Annotated in this window: 20 protein-coding genes and 1 tRNA gene; 12 read left to right on the top strand and 9 right to left on the bottom strand. The window is 66.4% G+C overall.

The genetic code is table 11. From position 1 onward, the window contains the following. Positions 1-15: 15 nt before the first annotated feature. On the bottom strand, positions 16-933 hold the full coding sequence (locus ACIQC9_RS00135) for a cation diffusion facilitator family transporter (RefSeq protein ID WP_400611447.1): 918 nt from the start codon (positions 931-933) through the stop codon (positions 16-18). A gap of 111 nt (positions 934-1,044) precedes the next feature. On the opposite strand from ACIQC9_RS00135, the gene ACIQC9_RS00140 reads away from it, so the two are divergent. After that, the gene (locus tag ACIQC9_RS00140; RefSeq protein WP_400611449.1) at positions 1,045-1,854 is read left to right on the top strand and encodes an undecaprenyl-diphosphate phosphatase; all 810 of its coding nucleotides are present in this window, start codon (positions 1,045-1,047) and stop codon (positions 1,852-1,854) included. Positions 1,855-1,879: 25 nt separating this feature from the next. Here ACIQC9_RS00140 and ACIQC9_RS00145 read toward each other — a convergent pair whose 3' ends face one another. Beyond that, on the bottom strand, positions 1,880-2,848 hold the full coding sequence (locus tag ACIQC9_RS00145; RefSeq protein ID WP_400611451.1) for a complex I NDUFA9 subunit family protein: 969 nt from the start codon (positions 2,846-2,848) through the stop codon (positions 1,880-1,882). Between the two features lie 153 nt (positions 2,849-3,001). Between ACIQC9_RS00145 and ACIQC9_RS00150 the strand changes: the two genes are divergently transcribed. From ACIQC9_RS00150 to ACIQC9_RS00175, 6 genes are all read left to right on the top strand, one after another. Further along, a tRNA-Leu gene (locus ACIQC9_RS00150) sits at positions 3,002-3,088 on the top strand. Between the two features lie 89 nt (positions 3,089-3,177). Then, positions 3,178-3,792, top strand: coding sequence for a ribonuclease D (locus ACIQC9_RS00155; RefSeq protein WP_400611453.1), 615 nt, complete (start codon positions 3,178-3,180; stop codon positions 3,790-3,792). After that, a complete protein-coding gene (gene lptC / locus ACIQC9_RS00160) occupies positions 3,792-4,451 on the top strand; it encodes an LPS export ABC transporter periplasmic protein LptC (RefSeq protein ID WP_400611455.1) in 660 nt (219 codons plus the stop codon). Before ACIQC9_RS00155 ends, lptC begins: the two co-directional genes overlap by 1 nt. Further along, complete coding sequence (locus tag ACIQC9_RS00165) at positions 4,448-4,936, top strand: LptA/OstA family protein (protein ID WP_400611456.1); 489 nt, start codon at positions 4,448-4,450, stop codon at positions 4,934-4,936. Before lptC ends, ACIQC9_RS00165 begins: the two co-directional genes overlap by 4 nt. A 9-nt stretch (positions 4,937-4,945) precedes the next feature. Continuing rightward, complete coding sequence (gene lptB, locus ACIQC9_RS00170; protein WP_400611458.1) at positions 4,946-5,734, top strand: LPS export ABC transporter ATP-binding protein; 789 nt, start codon at positions 4,946-4,948, stop codon at positions 5,732-5,734. A 7-nt stretch (positions 5,735-5,741) separates the two neighbouring features. Then, positions 5,742-6,095, top strand: coding sequence for a DUF2200 domain-containing protein (locus ACIQC9_RS00175; protein WP_400611460.1), 354 nt, complete (start codon positions 5,742-5,744; stop codon positions 6,093-6,095). Positions 6,096-6,109: 14 nt separating this feature from the next. Here the strand turns inward: ACIQC9_RS00175 and ACIQC9_RS00180 are convergent, their stop codons facing one another. Beyond that, positions 6,110-6,526, bottom strand: a complete 417-nt coding sequence (locus ACIQC9_RS00180; protein ID WP_400611462.1) for a BLUF domain-containing protein — start codon at positions 6,524-6,526, stop codon at positions 6,110-6,112. Positions 6,527-6,729: 203 nt separating this feature from the next. On the opposite strand from ACIQC9_RS00180, the gene ACIQC9_RS00185 reads away from it, so the two are divergent. Beyond that, positions 6,730-6,954 carry a hypothetical protein gene (locus ACIQC9_RS00185; protein WP_400611464.1) on the top strand — a complete coding sequence of 75 codons (225 nt, stop codon included), beginning with the start codon at positions 6,730-6,732 and terminating at the stop codon, positions 6,952-6,954. Positions 6,955-7,013: 59 nt separating this feature from the next. Here the strand turns inward: ACIQC9_RS00185 and map are convergent, their stop codons facing one another. The 4 genes from map to ACIQC9_RS00205 all read right to left on the bottom strand — a co-directional run bounded on the left by map (position 7,014) and on the right by ACIQC9_RS00205 (position 11,160). Continuing rightward, positions 7,014-7,781 (bottom strand): type I methionyl aminopeptidase, encoded by a 768-nt coding sequence (gene map, locus ACIQC9_RS00190; protein WP_400611466.1) that lies wholly within the window; start codon positions 7,779-7,781, stop codon positions 7,014-7,016. Further along, positions 7,778-7,984 (bottom strand): ParD-like family protein, encoded by a 207-nt coding sequence (locus ACIQC9_RS00195; protein WP_400611468.1) that lies wholly within the window; start codon positions 7,982-7,984, stop codon positions 7,778-7,780. Before ACIQC9_RS00195 ends, map begins: the two co-directional genes overlap by 4 nt. A 66-nt stretch (positions 7,985-8,050) precedes the next feature. After that, on the bottom strand, positions 8,051-10,618 hold the full coding sequence (locus tag ACIQC9_RS00200; protein ID WP_400611470.1) for an HWE histidine kinase domain-containing protein: 2,568 nt from the start codon (positions 10,616-10,618) through the stop codon (positions 8,051-8,053). Next, positions 10,615-11,160 carry a biliverdin-producing heme oxygenase gene (locus tag ACIQC9_RS00205; RefSeq protein ID WP_400611472.1) on the bottom strand — a complete coding sequence of 182 codons (546 nt, stop codon included), beginning with the start codon at positions 11,158-11,160 and terminating at the stop codon, positions 10,615-10,617. Before ACIQC9_RS00205 ends, ACIQC9_RS00200 begins: the two co-directional genes overlap by 4 nt. Before the next feature lie 159 nt (positions 11,161-11,319). On the opposite strand from ACIQC9_RS00205, the gene ACIQC9_RS00210 reads away from it, so the two are divergent. Then, positions 11,320-11,640, top strand: coding sequence for an EF-hand domain-containing protein (locus ACIQC9_RS00210; RefSeq protein ID WP_400611474.1), 321 nt, complete (start codon positions 11,320-11,322; stop codon positions 11,638-11,640). A gap of 3 nt (positions 11,641-11,643) precedes the next feature. Here the strand turns inward: ACIQC9_RS00210 and lepB are convergent, their stop codons facing one another. Continuing rightward, positions 11,644-12,405, bottom strand: a complete 762-nt coding sequence (gene lepB / locus ACIQC9_RS00215; RefSeq protein WP_400611476.1) for a signal peptidase I — start codon at positions 12,403-12,405, stop codon at positions 11,644-11,646. A 246-nt stretch (positions 12,406-12,651) separates the two neighbouring features. On the opposite strand from lepB, the gene ACIQC9_RS00220 reads away from it, so the two are divergent. Then, positions 12,652-13,407, top strand: coding sequence for a DUF5131 family protein (locus tag ACIQC9_RS00220; protein WP_400611478.1), 756 nt, complete (start codon positions 12,652-12,654; stop codon positions 13,405-13,407). On the opposite strand, the gene tcmP is transcribed toward ACIQC9_RS00220, so the two are convergent. After that, complete coding sequence (gene tcmP, locus ACIQC9_RS00225) at positions 13,361-14,293, bottom strand: three-Cys-motif partner protein TcmP (protein WP_400611480.1); 933 nt, start codon at positions 14,291-14,293, stop codon at positions 13,361-13,363. The two genes, ACIQC9_RS00220 and tcmP, sit on opposite strands and share 47 nt — an antisense overlap. 137 nt (positions 14,294-14,430) lie before the next feature. Here tcmP and ACIQC9_RS00230 point away from each other — a divergent pair, with 137 nt between their 5' ends. Together ACIQC9_RS00230 and rpoN are read left to right on the top strand one after the other, a co-directional pair. Continuing rightward, the gene (locus ACIQC9_RS00230) at positions 14,431-15,141 is read left to right on the top strand and encodes a hypothetical protein (RefSeq protein ID WP_400611482.1); all 711 of its coding nucleotides are present in this window, start codon (positions 14,431-14,433) and stop codon (positions 15,139-15,141) included. Positions 15,142-15,249: 108 nt separating this feature from the next. Further along, positions 15,250-16,758 (top strand): RNA polymerase factor sigma-54, encoded by a 1,509-nt coding sequence (rpoN, locus tag ACIQC9_RS00235; RefSeq protein ID WP_400611484.1) that lies wholly within the window; start codon positions 15,250-15,252, stop codon positions 16,756-16,758. Positions 16,759-16,804 lie beyond the last annotated feature (46 nt).

Here is a 16,804-nt window from a genome sequence, read left to right on the forward strand (position 1 = left end):
TTAAGCGCGCGTTATCTATGCGGGAACGTCGGCTTCGCCCTGCGGATGCACCGCCCCGCGCGGATCGGGGTGGATCAGGATGTCGGCCCGTGGAAAGGCCTCCAGAATCCGCGTCTCGGCCCCCACGACGATGTCATGGGCGGCCTGCAGGGTCAGCTTTGGGTCCAGATCCACGTGCATCTGGATCATCAGCACGGGGCCGGCCATCCGGGTGCGTAGCTGATGCACCCCGGTGATGCGCGGATCCGACAGGACGGCGCGGGCGATGGCCTGCCTGTCCTCATCCGACGCGGCCTTGTCCAGCAGATGATCCGCTGCGTCGCGCAACATGCCGGTCGCGCCCCAGAACAGCCAGATCGCCACGATCAGGCCCGCCGCCGCATCCAGTCCCGGCGCGCCGAGGAAGGCGCCGGAGATCACGCCGATCAGCACGACCGAGTTCGACGCCAGATCGGCCGCGTAGTGCGCCCGATCCGCCTTGACCGCCAGCGAGCCGCTGGCCTTGATCGCCCGGTCCTGCATCCAGATCAGCCAGCCGGTCAGGGCGATCGACGCGACCACCACGGCCACGCTCCAGAGGCCCGCCGTCACCGGCCGTGGATCGACCAGCCGCTGGATCGCTTCCCAGCCGATGAAGACGCTGGAGGCGACCACAAGCCCGGCCTGAAACAGCGCGGCCAGTCCCTCGCCCTTGCCGTGGCCATAGCGATGGTCGTCGTCCGCCGGCGCCGCAGCCCAACGCACAGCGAAGAAGGTGGCCAGCGAGGCGACGAGGTCCAGCGCCGAATCCGCCAGCGAGGCGAGGATCGACACCGACCCCGACGCGCCCAGCGCGAAGGTCTTCATCAGAATCAGCACGACCGCGACGCCGACCGACAGGCGCGTCACGCCGCGGGTGGCCTTGTGCACATCGTCGAGGGCGGGGGAGGTCATCGCCGTCCTGTTTACGCCACGCCGTGGCGAAGCCAAGGCGCGGATCACAAGTCGCGTCGCATCCTGCTGGAAATCGCTCTAAGGGAGGCCCAACATCTTGTGAGGAGCATCATGGCGGACTGGCTGGCGGCGATCATCCTGGGCCTTGTCGAGGGACTGACCGAGTTCATTCCCGTGTCCTCGACCGGTCACCTGCTGCTGACCCAGCAGTTGCTCGGGCTGGAGGATCCGCGCTGGAGCTCCTTCATCGTCCTGATCCAGCTGGGCGCCATCCTCGCCGTGGTCGCCCTCTATTTCGCCCGGTTGTGGAAGGTGCTGGTCACCCTGCCGACCGATCCGAAGTCGCGCCACTTCGCCATCAGCATTCTGGTCGCCTTCATCCCCTCGGTGCTGGTCGGCCTGTTCCTCTACGACTTCATCAAGGCGGTGCTGTTCGAGAGCGTGACCATCATCTGCGTGGCGCTGATCGTCGGCGGCTTCGCCCTGCTGGCGCTCGAGAAGTTCGCGCCGAAACCACGCGAGCACGACGCCATGGCCCTGTCATGGAAGCGGTCGGTAGGCATCGGCCTGTTCCAGTGCATCTCGGTCATCCCCGGCGTGTCCCGCTCGGGCGCGACCATCGCCGGCGCCCTGACGCTGGGCCTCGACAAGCGGGCGGCGGCCGAGTTCAGCTTCTTCCTCGCCATCCCCACCATGGTGGCGGCGTCGACCTGGGACATCATCCAGTCGGGCGCATCGATCGACTGGGGCTTCGGCGAGATCATCGCCATCGGCTTCGTCGTCTCGTTCATCTCGGGCTGGATCGTGGTCAAGGCCATGGTCGACTTCGTCGCCCGCCACGGCTTCGCCCCCTTTGCCTGGTGGCGGATCGTGGTCGGCGTGATCGGTCTGGCGCTGGTGGCCACGGGACACGTGGCCTGACCTGTCTCCCGGTCGGGCGGACGGCCTAGGCCGTCTGTTCCGCGAACTGCCCGCCGCGGCGGTAGCGCCACAGATAGCTCTCGGCCACCGCCTCGACGCCCGTGGGCTCGATGCCAAGCGCGGCCAGACCTTCGGCCTCCGGCGAGGCCACATTGTCGGTCTGCAGCGAAATCACCTGATCCCGTGTCAGCACCGGCTTGATCCCGACCAGCGCCGTCAGCTGCGCCAGACCGCCGATCGCCTTCGCCGCGAACCACGGCAGGGGCACGAGGCCACGCGTGCGCAGGGTCTCGCGCAGAACCAGCTTCAGGATGTCCTCGAAGGTCATCACCGCAGGTCCGCCCAGTTCGAAGGTCCGACCTGATGCTTCCGGCAGGGTCACTGCGCGGGCGATCGCCTCCGCCACGTCGCCGACATAGACCGGCTGGAACTTCGTCTGTCCGCCGCCGATCAGGGGCAGGGCGGGGGCCAGCTGGGCCATCTTGGCGAACTTGTTCAGGAAGTCGTCGCCGGCGCCGAACACCACCGACGGGCGGACCACCACCGCGTCCGGCTTGACCTCGCGCACCGCCATCTCGGCGGCGGCCTTGGTGCGGGCGTAGTCGCTGTCGCCTTCCGGATTGGCGCCGATGGCCGAGACCTGAACCAGACGGTCCAGACCGCGCGCCGCGACGGCCTCTGCGATCCGGCGCGACGCCTCGACATGCATGGCGTTGAAGGTGCGCGAGCCCGACTCGTACAGGATGCCGATCAGGTTCACCGCCGCGTCCGCGCCGGTCAGGGCGTTGGCGACGTCCTCATCCCGCGTCGCGTCGCAGCGCACGGCCTGAATCTGGCCGACGGCGCCCGAGGTCTGAAGCTTCCACGCCCGGTCCGGACGGCGGCAGGCGATGCGCACGCGCCATCCCTTGCGGGCCAGGGCGCGGACGACCTGTCCTCCGACGAAACCGGAACCGCCGAAGACGGTGACCAGGCCGGGGGCGAACTCGCTCATGACAGACTCCAGGGAGGTGTTGCGGCGGGGATTAGACGAACGCCTTCGCGCCCGCAACGGAAACGCTCAAATCCCTGTTGACCCGCACCGCCTGCTCCCTTAAGGGTCCGCGCCTTCCAGACGGGAACCTGCCGCAAGCAGGAAATCGTCCGGGCCCAGATGGCGGAATTGGTAGACGCGCTGGCTTCAGGTGCCAGTGATCGAAAGGTCGTGGAGGTTCGAGTCCTCTTCTGGGCACCAGATTTGGCGGCGCCGCTCTCCGGAGCGGCGCCGTTTTCATTTGGGCGGCCCGGCTACTGACGCGGCCAAGTTTGAGCTAAGACACCCTCATGACCGTTCACCTGCACGAGGGCGACCTGCCCGACGATCTCGACCTTGGCCCGGTGGTGGCGGTCGATTCGGAGACCATGGGCCTTCGCTTCCGTCGCGATCCCCTGTGCGTGGTCCAGCTGTCGTCCGGTGATGGCGACGCCCATGTCGTCCGCCTGAACCGTCCCGGCTACGACTGCCCGAACCTGAAACGCCTGCTGGCCGATCCGAACGTGCTGAAGCTGTTCCACTTCGGCCGCTTCGACATCGGCATGTTCCAGCTTCACCTCGGCGTCGAGACCCGCCCGGTCTACTGCACCAAGATCGCGTCGAAGCTGGCGCGTACCTACACCGACCGTCACGGCCTCAAGGACGTGGTCCGCGAATGCGTCGGCGTTGAGCTCAGCAAGGCCCAGCAGTCCAGCGACTGGGGCGCCGCCGTTCTGACCCCGGCCCAACTCGAATACGCCGCCTCCGACGTCCTCTACCTTCACGCCGTCAAGGCGCGGCTGGACGAGATGCTGGAGCGTGAGGGCCGCACCGAGCTGGCGGCGAAACTGTTCGACTTCCTGCCGACCCGGTCCGCGCTGGACCTTGCCGGCTGGGACGAGATCGACATCTTCGCCCACGCCTGATGACCGACCCCGTCGACGTCCGCAACGAAGAGGATCAGGTCCGCGTCGCCGCGACGGCCCGGGCCTTCCGCGAGCGGTCGCGGCGGGTCCAGCTCCTGCGCCGCGTGCTGCCAGCGGTTATCCTCGTGCTGGCGGGCGGCACGGTGACTTGGGTCGTGCTGCGCACCGTCCTGTCGGATGCCGAGCGCAAGGCCGACAGCAGCCGCGAAATCCGGCTCGACAACGCCCGCTTCGCCGGACAGGACGCACAGGGCCGCCAGTTCGTCATCGGGGCCAAGGGCGCGATCCGGGACCCCGAGACGGGCCTGTTCCGCCTCGTCGGTCCCGCCCTGCGCCTGAACCTCGGCGGTCGCAAGGTAACCGAGCTGACGGCCGACGGCGGCACCTTCAACCAGAGCGCCAACACCGTGACGATCGGTCCGAACGTGAAAATCTCGGACGGCGGCTCCGGCTTCACCCTCGTCACGCCCGAGGCGGTGGTCGACACCCAGACGGGGATCGTAACGGGCAACAAGGGGGTTCAGGGCTCCGGCCCTCTTGGAACCATCAACGCATCGTCCTATGCCATTTATGAACAGGGCGAACGGGTCGTGTTCAGCGGCTCGGGGCCAGACAACAAGGTGCGCGGGACCATCAACCCGTCGGGATCGAACGGATGACCAAGACAGCGTTTCTGGCAGGCCTCGCAGCCCTGACCCTGATCGCCTTCCCCGGAAGCGGCGACGCCCAGTCGCGCGGCGGCAGCGCTGACGCTCCGATCTCCTTCGGCGCCAACAGCGGCGAGTACGCGGGCGACACCGTCACCCTACGCGGCGCGGCTGAACTGACCCAGGGCCAGAACCGTTTCCGCGCCGACCAGATCTCGGGGCTGAACACCCGCGGCGGCGACAGCCGGATCGAGGCGCGAGGCAACGTCTATTTCGTCACCCCCACCCAGACCATCAAGGGCGACAACGCCGTCTACACCACCGCAAACGACCAGATCGTGGTCACTGGCGACGTAATCCTGACCCAAGGTCAGAATGTCCTGACCGGCTCGCGCCTGACCTACAATGTCCGCACCGAATCCGCCCGCATCGAGGGCGGCTCGGGGCAGGGCGGCCGCATCCGCGGCGTCTTCTACCCCCAGAGCAACGGAAACTGAGCCCGCCGCTTGGCCCGCAAGGAACTCTCAGCCCTCAACGTCCATGACGCCGCCGCCCCGGCGCCGGTCGAGGCCGCGCGTCCCACGGGCCTGCGCGCCGAGCATTTGGCCCGCGCCTTCGGCCAGCGGCAGGTGGTTCGCGACGTCTCGCTGACCGTCCAGCGCGGTCAGGTCGCGGGCCTGCTGGGCCCGAACGGCGCCGGCAAGACCACCTGCTTTTACATGATCACCGGCCTGATCCCGCCGGACACCGGCTCCATCTGGCTGGACGGCGAGGACATCACCGCCCAGCCCATGTACCAGCGCGCCCGCATGGGTCTGGGATACCTCGCGCAGGAAGCCTCCATCTTCCGCGGGATGACGGTCGAGCAGAACGTCAAGGCGGTGGTCGAGCTGCATTACGAGGGCAAGGCCGTCGCAGAGGAGACCTCACGCCTGCTGGAAGAGCTCCGCATCGACCACCTGCGTCACGCGCCCGCATCCGGCCTGTCCGGCGGTGAGCGTCGTCGCTGCGAGATCGCCCGCGCGCTCGCCGGCCGTCCGTCCTTCATGCTGCTGGACGAACCCTTCGCCGGCATCGATCCGCTGGCCATCGCCGACATCCGGCAGGTGATCCGCTATCTGGCCAGCCAGGGCATCGGCGTCCTGATCACCGATCACAACGTCCGCGAGACGCTGGAGATCATCGACCACGCCTCCATCATCTCGGGCGGCTCGGTCCTGTTCGAGGGCAAGGCCGAGGACGTGATCCGCGACCCCGAGGTCCGCCGCGTCTACCTCGGCGACATGTACGGCTGAGGACCCGATGGCCGGCCACCGCATCTTCCAGACCAGCGTCGCCAGCGTCTACGTCCACTACATCGCCAAGGCCGCGAAGCACAAAGGCCGCACCCCGGCCGAGGTCGACGAGGTCATCCGCTGGCTGACCGGCTACAGCCAGCCCGAGCTCGAGCGCCATCTGGCCGACAAGACGACCTTCGAGGACTTCTTCGATCAGGCGCCGCGGCTGAACCCCGCGCGCCAGCAGATCACCGGCACGATCTGCGGCATCCGGGTCGAGGCCATGGAGCCCGGCCTGATGCAGGAGCTTCGCTACCTCGACAAGCTGATCGACGAACTGGCCAAGGGCCGGCCGATGGAGAAGATCCTCCGGGCCTGATCTCCTTCGCGCCGTCAGGCCGCCCGCAACTGATCCTGCACAAGCTGGAGGACCCGACCGCACGCCGCGTTCGGATTGTCCGCAGACAGATCGACGATTTCGTTCATGACGCCGGCCTGGGTGGGCGTGATGCGGGCGGCGACCATGGTCCAGTTGCCGAAGAGGCGAGTCTCGATCGCATGCCGGTTCAGGATGCGCAGGTTCTGATGCCGCGGATCTTTCTCAATCCGGGCCAGCGTCCGGTCGAGGTCCTGACGTGCGCCCTCAAGCACCTGAAGAAACTGTGTCGTGGTCACCAGAAGACCGCCCGTCAATCCATCGCGCTGGTTGTTTCTGTCCGACACGGCCAGAATGTCTGCGAGGGTTAGCAGGGCGGGGTCGGGTCGTGTCGCGTCGCTGACGTAGACAATGCGTTCGAGGATCAGGCTCATCTATTTCCCTGCTGTTTCCCCAACAAGACCGGCTGCCGGCAAAGGTTCCTGTGTCCGCTGGCGGACGATGGGGAGGGGCCAGTCTCCCGGAACGCGGGTTTTATAACAACCCTGAGGCAACTTAGGGCGGCCGGACGCATTCCCTTGGTGCGCCGCCCTCCGCGTCGCGACCCTTCCGCACGACGACGATCAGGAGTCACCCCATGAAGAAGACCATCGCAGCCGTCACGGCTGGTCTGCTGCTCGTGGCCGGTCAGGCCGCCGCCGCCCAGAACAACAGCGCCGTCACCCGCGTCAGCGACCGCATCGGCGCACCCGCTGGCGAGTCCAGTGAATTCGCCGGCGTCCCGCTCGCCGCCATCCTTCTGACCGCCGGCGCCATCGCCTTCGTGGTCGTTGGCCAGGACGACGACTCCGACAGCGATTGAGCCAACGCCAATCCGACTGAAAGGCCCGCCGGTTCGCGCCGGCGGGCCTTTTTGCGATCTCAGGCCGCCTTCTTTTCCTCGGCTCTCAAGGTCAGCACCCGCACCCCGTCCTTCGTCACCGCCACCGTGTGCTCGAACTGGGCCGACAGCTTCCCGTCGGCGGTCACCACCGTCCAGCCGTCCTCGCCCTCGGCCACCTCGCGGCGGCCCTGATTCAACATCGGCTCGATGGTGAAGACCATGCCTTCCTTCAGCGTCAGCCCACGCCCCGGCTTGCCATAGTGAAGCACCTGCGGCGCCTCGTGCATCTCGCGCCCGATCCCGTGGCCGCAATAGTCGCGCACCACCGAATAGCCGGCCTTCTTCGCATGGCTCTCGATCGCGTGGCCGACATCGCCCAGCGTCGCGCCCGGCCGCACCGCCCGGATGCCCTTCCACATCGCCTCATAGGTCGTCCGCACCAGCCGCTTCGCCGGCGCCGGCGGCGCGCCGATCAGATACGTCTTGCTGGAGTCGGCGATGAAGCCGTTCTTCTCCAGTGTGATGTCCAGATTGACGATGTCGCCGTCCTGCAGGACCTCGTCCGCCGACGGCACGCCGTGACAAACCACTTCATTGCGTGAGCTGTTCAGCACGAAGCCGTAGCCGTACTGACCCTTGCTGGCCGGCCGCGCCTTCAGGTCGTCGACGATGAAGGCCTCGACCCGGTCGTTGATCTCCAGCGTGCTCATGCCCTGCAGCGGCAGCCTGTCCAGATGCTCGAAGACCGAGGCCAGGAGTCGCCCCGACTCCGCCATCAGCTCGACCTCGGCCGGCATCTTGGTCATGCCGCCACCAGTCCCGGCGCCTCGACGCCCGCCGCCTTAAGCTCGCGCGCCGCCAGGTCCTGAAAGGTCATGCCGGGGTTCAGCTCACCCAGCATGCCGATCCTGATCCAGAAGGCCGCCTGCCCGTTGATCGACCGGCACGACGCCCGACTGGCCCGACGCAGCTGCTCGTGCAGCTCGTCCTCGATGTTGACGATGCCCATGACTGTCCTCCGAGCATATATGTTTTGTATATGCTTCGTAGTTATCTATAGGCCGCATGGCAAGATCTAGGCGGGCGATCCCAGCAGGGCGTCAATCGCGCGGGCGATGTTCTCGAGCGTATAGGGTTTCTGCACCACCAGCCTGCCGCGATGCTCCGTTGGCGGGTTGGCCTGTTCTCCGTATCCGGTGGCGAACAGGAAGGGCACGCCCAGCTCCACCAGCCGGTCAGCAATCGCATACGAGGTGCGGTCGCCCAGATTGATGTCCAGCATGGCGACGGTCGGCCGCGCGGTCTCGATCAGGTCCAGCGCGCCGTCCACCGTGGCGGCGGTGACGACGGTCGAAGCCCCCAGACGCGTCGCGATATCCTCCGCGTCCAGCGCGATGATCAGACTGTCCTCGACCAGCAGGATGTCGTGGCCGGCCAGCACCGCCTCCGGCGTCGGCTGGGGGTGGCCGACGGCGGGTCGGGGGTATTTGACAGTCGTTGTCCCGGCCGGGTTTCTGGGCTCGGACAGATGGCGCGCGGGGATGCGGAACATGGCGTGCATGCCCTTGGGGTCGTAGTCGACCTTGGCCGAGCCGCCGAGGTCGTAGGGGACCGAGCGCTGGATAATGGTGGTGCCGAAGCCCTTGCGCTGGGGCGCGGTCACGGTCGGCCCGCCCGTCTCCCGCCATTCGATGACCAGATCGCCGCTGGGCGCGCGATGCCATCCCACCGTCACCTGACCTCCGGGCGCGGACAGGCTGCCGTATTTGTTCGAGTTGGTGATCAGTTCGTGCACCACCAGCGCCATGGTCGAATAGGCGTTGGGGTTCAGGTGAATCGGCTCGCCCTGCGTCACCACCCGTTCCTGCTCGTCGACGAAGGCGGCGGTCTCGGCGTCGATCAGGGCCTGGAACGGCGCCGGCCCCCAGTGATCGTCCGTGATCTGGTTATGCGCCCGCGCCAGCGCATGGATCCGCCCGTCGACGATCTTCACGAAGTCCGCGATGTCGCCGTCCCCCGGCTGCGACTGCCTGATCAGTCCGCGGATGAGGCCAAGAATGTTGCGGACCCGGTGGTTCAGTTCGGCGATCAGCAGTTCCTGCCGGGCGCCGGCCTGCTGCCGTTCCGCCGACGCCTCGTCCGCCAGCCGCAACACGACCTCGATCAGGGTGGCTCGCAGGGTCTCGGCGACACGGATTTCAGAGCTGGTGAAGGCCTTCGAGTGACCCTCCACCAGCTGCTTCCATTCCTGAAAACTCTCGCGGGGCGTCAGGCGCGGACCATTGGGACCGTAGGTCACCGGCTTGTGCGGATCGCCGGCCCAGCGCACCGAATGGATCAGCTCCTTCCGGAAAAGCACGACGTAGTCCCGTGGAGCCCGGGAAATGGGGATCGCCAGCATCCCGGCGGCTTCCGACGCGAACTCCGTCGCATCGGGGACGATCGACCCGATATTGTCCGTGGCGAACACCTTGCCCGCCGCCGTCCCGTTCAGAGCCCGGACGATCTGACGGAAAGCCTCCATGGGCGGTGTCGTGCCGGAAAAGGCGTACTTGCCGCCCAGCCAGACCCCCACGCCGTCCGCCGGGATCGCATGGGTCAGAATGTCGCCCAGCCAGTCCGGATCCTTCAGCAGGGTCTCGTCCGACGCCACCGCGCCCAGCAACTGGTCGGAGATGTCCCGCGCCCGGCGTTCATACTCCACCGTCTCCTGCCGCTCGCGGCTTTCCAGCCGCATGGAGAACATCTGGGCGAACAGCTCCGAGACCGACCGCCGCTCGAACGTCGGACAGCGCGCCGAATAGTGGTGGCAGGCGAACAGCCCCCACAGACGCCCGTCGACGATGATCGAGATCGACAGCGAGGCGCCGACGCCCATGTTCTTCAGATACTCGATATGGATCGGCGAGACCGAACGCAGCACCGACAGCGACAGATCCAGTGGTTGGCCCGCCTCATCCCGCTGCGGAATGATCGGCACGGGCACGGCGTCCACATCGGTGATGACGCGCAGCAGGTTGCGCCGGTACAGCTCCCGCGCCTGGGCCGGAATGTCCGAGGCCGGATAGTGCAGCCCCATGAACTGTCCGATGCCCGACCGCACGGACTCGGCCACCACCTCGCCCGAGCCGTCGGCGGCGAAGCGATAGACCATGACCCGGTCGAAGCCGATCAGGGCCCGCACCTGACGGGCGCCCTCGCGATAGAAGGTCGCGAAATCCTGCGCCTGATCCAGCCGCGCGATCATCGACCGGACCATGCCGGTCGCGTCGCCATGCTCGCCCGACGCCGGCTCCGCCTCGATCACCACCTGACCGCCCGAGAAGTGGATGGCGACGTCGAACGGCGCCTTGCCCTCGATCAGGGTGCAGTCGAACAACCGCTCGACCGCATCCGGCCCCCGCAGGATGGCGGCGCGATTTCGCAGGTCGTGAATGGCCTTGGGCGAGAACACGTCCTGGGCCGGGCGACCGAACAGGTCGTTCGGCGCCTGACCGATGAACTGCTCGATATTGGCCGAGACCCGCGCGACCAGCCAGTCGGCGGTCAGGGCGACCAGAAATCCGATGGGCTGGATGGCGCCGAGAATGTGGATCGGCTCGCGGTCGCAGTTGGTCAGGTCGACCGGCGTAGCGTCGTTCACGGTCGGTCGGCTCCAGTCAGTTCGCGGGCTGAGCGGGTGAAGAGATCGAACACGACAGAGGCGGCTGCGGCAGCCTCGGCACGCGCCCCCTCCGAGCTGAGCCGTTCGTCCAGAACTGACACGAACTCCCGCCAAAGCAGCGGGTTCCCGGGCGTCAGAAATCTTTTCGGCGCTGTGTCAGGGACCCGACGGACCAGCATGGCGCCGCCCAGTCGCGACCCCTCCAGCACATAGATCGCACCCAGCATGGCGGCCTCGCTGTCGTATACGGGCCGCTCGACCGGCTCCGAAACCGGCAGTCCCAGCGCGACCAGATCGTCACGCAGCGCATCCGCTCGCCGTCGCTCCGGCCAGTCCGCCAGAAGGCGCCCGGCGCCGCCTGCGTCCAGCGCCGTCTCGACCGCTAGGAAAGGCCCGGCCTGCGCCTGCAGGAAGCGGCCATAGTCGTCTGCCAGGGAGAGGTCGAAACGCGAGAACAGGGCATCCAGCCGATCGTGCGCCTCCGCGGTCGCGGCCTTCAGATGAAATCTCGCGGTGGACAAAAGGCGGCGCTCCGGTGAGGCTCGCTGGTGCCACGGGCGCCGGGGCCAAGGCAACCGGCGTCGCGTTCACGGGATCGCATCGACACCCGGATGTCTGATTATTCACTGGCGCCCGCTCGGCGTCCGGCGTTTCATCGGGTCGTCACCGCGAGACCACCCATGACCCGACCGCCCAAGAAGAGCGAAACCCTCGAGATCCGCCTGCCCTACGACGCCAAGCGCGCCTTTATGGCCCGGTGTCAGGCGCGCGGCGCGACCGCCAGCGACGTCATGCGCGGCTTCATCGAGGCCGAGATCGGACAGGCCCGGCCCCGCCGCGGCCGCCTGTGGCAGGCGCTCGCCGCCGCGGTCGCCGGCCTCGCCGTCGGCGCCGTCGCCGCCCCCTCGCTCGCCCAGTCCCGCCCGGCCGACCGCGCGGCGTTCGAGCGGATGGACGCGAACCGCGACGGCGTCGTCACCTTCGCGGAGTTCGGGCGCTAGGCGTCACCTCACCCATTTCAGGAACCGCCCCGGCTGTAAGTCCAGCCAGGTCCACGGCTTGAACAGGCTCGCCCCCGGCTTCCACGACGCGACGATCAGCTCCGCCCGCCCGACCACATTCTCCGCCGGCAAGAGCCCGACCCCCGTCGCCGCCGGCCAGCGGCTGTCCAGCGAGTTGTCGCGGTTGTCGCCCATCATCAGATAGTGGCCGTCCGGCACGACCTGCGTCCGCGTATCGTCCCCCGGCAGACCAGGCCCGCCGTCATAGATCTCATGCACTCGCCCGTTCGGCAGGGTCTCGCGCGCCAGCATCACCCGCCGCTCCGGCATGTCTTGATCCGCGACCTCGCCCAGCGCGACCTGCGGCAGCGCCCGGTCGTTGACGAACACCACCCCGCCCTCGACCCGCACCCGATCCCCCGGCAGGCCAATCACCCGCTTGACCCAGATCTGCTGCGGATCGCGCGGCAGGCGGAACACCACCACATCCCCCCGCGCCGGATCCCGCCCGAACAGCCGCCCGCCCGGCAACGGCGGATTGAACGCCAACGACGCCCGGCTCCAGCCGTACGGAAACTTCGACGTCACCACATAGTCCCCCGTCACCAGCCCCGGCTCCATCGACGACGAGGGAATGGTGAAGGGCTGGAACAGCACGGCGTGGATGCTCCCGGCGATCACCATGCCAACGGCGAGGGTGGTGAGGAGTTCGACGGCCTCGCGGGCGAGGGATTTGCGGGGAGGGGGAGAGGAGGGCTGGATCATGCGCGAAGCATGGACATCGAATGTGCCGGTGCTGAAACAGTTCTGTGTCCGGACAGAGCGGGCAAGGTGTCCGGACACACTACCGCTCATCCAACAATGGACTGTGTTCGCAAGACCCAAGCCAACCGGTCGCGCTCGGACCGTAAGCTTGGAGAACCTAGGATTGCGAAGGAATTATTTCCTGTGTATTGGAGCAACGGGGATGGCGCCATTGCTGCACATGTTATTGGCAGCGCAGGAGCTGGCATGGCTGAAACGACGATTGAGTGGACCGACGCTACCTGGAATCCGGTAGCTGGTTGCAAGGTTCTTAGTGCAGGTTGCACGAACTGCTACGCCATGCGGATGGCGGCGCGGTTACAAGCGATGGATGTCGAGAAGTATCGAGGCCTGACACGCAAAAGCGGCGACCGATACGTTTGGACCGGGAAAATTGCCTTGGATGAGAGGGCGTTGGCTATTCCGGAAAAGTGGCGAAAGCCACGAAAAATATTCGTAAACTCGATGTCGGACATGTTCCATGACGAAGTCCCTGCGGACTTCATTCGCAGAGTGTGGGGAGTGATGGAAGCCACGCCCCGCCATACGTATCAAATATTGACCAAGCGGCCCGACAGGATGGCGGAGATTTTATCTCATCCCGACTTTCCCGTCCTAGGCAACGTTTGGCTCGGCACAAGTGTCGAGAACGCGGCAGTGATTGCCCGGCTTGACGACCTTCGAGCGACCCCGGCGGCGGTGAGGTTTGTTTCGTTCGAACCACTCATCGGGTCTGTCGCACAAGCAGATCTGACTGAAATTGATTGGGCAATAGTCGGTGGAGAGTCCGGACCAAAAGCGCGGCCAATCGCTGAGGAATGGGTCGAAGAAATTTACGATGCGTGTTTGGGTGCAAATACTGCATTCTTCTTCAAACAATGGGGTGGTCGAAACAAGAAGATCACCGGGCGTTCGTTCAAAGGCCGGACATTTGACGAGATGCCGCGTACTCTTGCCGCTTAAGCATGTCCCGAACGCCAGATTTGGCGAGCTGCACAGCCTTCGCACTGTCGTTAGCTACAGCTAGAAAAAGAGAGAATTTCTGCAAGTTCCCATCACCGAGTGGCAGTGGCGGCGAAACGAATGCGAATGTCTTCGACAAGCGATTTTGAAACCAAGATTCCACATCCCGACGGGTAACGGTTCGGTTTCTGATGGTTTCGAGATCTCCAAAAACGGTTTGCTGTAAACGATCTTCATAAAATTGGTCGCGCCAATCAGGGCCACCCAAGACAGCATCCAAAGCGTCTTGTTTCCACTGATCAACTGCCGCGTAGTCGTGCGCTAGTTGGCGGATGACGGCCTCAAGCGGGAAGAGATAGAACACATCCACACGCTTTGTGGACGCAAGTAACTCGAGAGTGGTGTAGGGTACTTGCATCCCATACGGGTCTAGGAAGACTAGCCCGCGCTGTAGGCCCTTCCCTGCACCACTTGTTCGCCAGATCGGCCGTGAGAACAGTTCCGGCAAGGCGATGTTGGCGTCACCCTGAACGCAGCTGACACGCGCATCCACAGCTTCCAAAGCCTTTAGAGCTGCGAAGCGTTTCGGATCAGGCTCCATAAATATCAAATGCTTGAATGGCGGACTGACCGCCATCGCTCGTTTGGCTGAGCCGTCAAGTTGAACTGTTTCCCAAGATGTTGGAGTACCTTCGAACAGGCCTCCTGTCAGGACGGTCTCCGTGCGCTCTCCGCTTCCAGCGAAAGCATCGATGTACCAGAGGTCAAACTGGTAAGGCGCGTCTCGGCGGCCTCGCAACGCGCCCGTGTAGAACTCCGCATAATATTGAACGGCAGAAAGTTTCTGCTCAGTCCACGCGCCTCCAAATTTATGTTCGGCAGTCACCTATAAATCCCCCCGCAACGACAGCTCGTAGATGTTAGCAAATCTGCGATGGAAACTGAGTGCAATCTAGAGCCGTTTTGTGCGACCGATTCTGACGCACCCATGTGCCAGTCTCCGCCCGAACCGGAGACCGCGCCTTGGAAACCCCCGACCCCGCCCTCAACATCCCGCCCGACGACACCACCGAGGGTCACCGCCTCCGCACCCGGACTATCTGGGCCGTGGCGCAGTACGACTATCTGCAGGGCGACACGGCCGAGCAGGTCTGCGATCGCTACGGTCTGGCGATCACGACCTTCCGCGACCGGGCGAGGAAGGAGAAATGGCGGCGGATGGATCAGCCCGAGCCGCCGCTGCCGCCTGTCGAGCACGACGATCCCGATGACGCCGAGCCCGTCGACTGCCAGGCCCTGTCCGACGACGCGCTGACGCGGGTGCGTCGGGCGCTGCGAAAGGGCCGGGCGACCGAAGCGGCGTCGTGGATGCGGCTGCACGAGAAACTGGAGAACCGGCTGGAGGCGCAGCGCGAGCGGGTCCGGCGGCGCGAGCGGATCGATCAGGCGCGCGGCTCGGCCTCCACGCCCGTCGCGATCGATCCTGTCCAGCGCATGAAGGTTCTCGCCGCGGCCGCCAAGACCCAGATCGCGCTGGAACAGGCCTTGACCGGCGGCGGTCTGTCCCAGGACCGCTTCGACGAGATGTCGGCGTTCAATCGCCGGTGTGCGGAGAGCGTGGGCGGTTCAGTCGTTGCGGCGGGCGCCCCTGATCCGGACTCTCCGGACTCGCTTTTTTATGATGACCGGGACGAAGGTCTCGACGCGCCGTCGAAAGACATCGGGCCGCCCTGAGCAGGCCATGCGCGGTCGCTGCGACCGCTTCAATCGCCGTTAACCGGTTCGGCCACACAGTGGCCGTAGCAAGTTTCGGGCCAGTTGGTCCGGACGAGGGGACCTCGCGTGCTCGGACAAAGGCAGGAGCTCAGACAGGGGCAGGGGCTGGTCATCACGCCCCAGCTGCAGCAGGCGATCAAGCTGCTGCAACTGTCGAACCTTGAGCTGGAAGCCTTCGTCGAGGCCGAGCTGGAGCGCAATCCGCTGCTCAGCCGCGAGGACGCCGAACCCGGCGGCGACGCGGGCGACGCCCCGGTCGAGGCCGCGCCGGCCGATCGCGCCGAGATGACCTTCGAGGACGGCCGCGCCTCCGACGGGGCCGACGCGGTCGACGCCCGCTCCGACGAGATCTATGGCGACGCCGCACCGGGCGAGCGCAGCTCCGACCGCGCCGAGGACGGGGCCCAGCCGGGCCTCAACGACTGGTCCCGCTCGGGCTCCGGCGCCGGCATGGTCGATGGTGAGGGCCGCGAACAGCCCGACACGCGCGAGCTCAGCCTGTGGGAACATCTGCAGCTGCAGGCGTCACAGGCCGGCTTCTCTCCGGCCGACCTCGGCATCGCCCTGACCCTGATCGATGCGGTGGACGAGGGCGGCTATCTGCGTGGCGAACTGGCCGAGGTGGCGGAACGCCTCGGCGTCGACCTCGCGCGGGTCGAACGGGTGCTGACCGTCTGTCAGGGCTTTGAGCCGACCGGCGTCATGGCCCGCTCCGTGCCGGAATGCCTGAAGCTGCAGCTGGTGGAGCGAAACCGGTACGACCCGGCGATGGAGGCCTTGCTCGACAACCTCGACCTGCTGGCCCGGCGCGACCTGCCGGCGCTACGCAAGGTCTGCGGCGTCGACGGCGAGGATCTGGCCGAGATGATCGGCGAGCTGAAGGCCCTGACGCCGCGCCCCGGCGCCGGCTTCGGCGGCGAGCCGGCGCAGACCGTCATCCCCGACGTGCAGGTGCGCGCCGATCCGGCCGGCGGCTGGAAGGTCGAGTTGAACGCCGACACCCTGCCGCGCCTGATCATGGACAAGCGCTATCACGCCGCCGTCTCGACCGGCGCGCGGACGGACGGCGACAAGACCTTCGTCGCCGAATGCGCGGCCCAAGCCAGCTGGCTGGTCAAGTCGCTGGACCAGCGGGCGAAGACCATCCTCAAGGTCTCGTCCGAGATCGTGCGCCAGCAGGACGCCTTCCTCGCCTTCGGCGTCGAGTTCCTGCGCCCCCTGAACCTGAAGACCGTCGCCGACGCGATCGGCATGCACGAGTCGACGGTCAGCCGGGTGACCTCGAACAAATACGTCTCCACCCCCCGCGGCGTGTTCGAGCTGAAGTTCTTCTTCACCGCCGCCATCCAGGCGACCGACGGCGGCGCCAGCCACTCGGCCGAAGCCGTCCGGCGGCGGATCAAGACGATGATCGACGGCGAGGGCGGGGACGGCGACATCCTGTCCGACGACCGCATCGTTGAGCTGCTGCAGGAAGCCGGCATCGATATCGCCCGCCGCACCGTGGCCAAGTATCGGGAAGCCTTGCGCATTCCCTCGTCCGTCGAGCGCAAGCGCATGGCGCGCACCGGCTGATCTGTCGCAGGCAGCTTCACCACAAATAGGTGATCGGCGTTGACAC

It is taken from the genome of Brevundimonas sp. NPDC092305 (genome assembly GCF_044755415.1).
In the GTDB taxonomy this organism is placed as follows: Bacteria; Pseudomonadota; Alphaproteobacteria; order Caulobacterales; family Caulobacteraceae; genus Brevundimonas.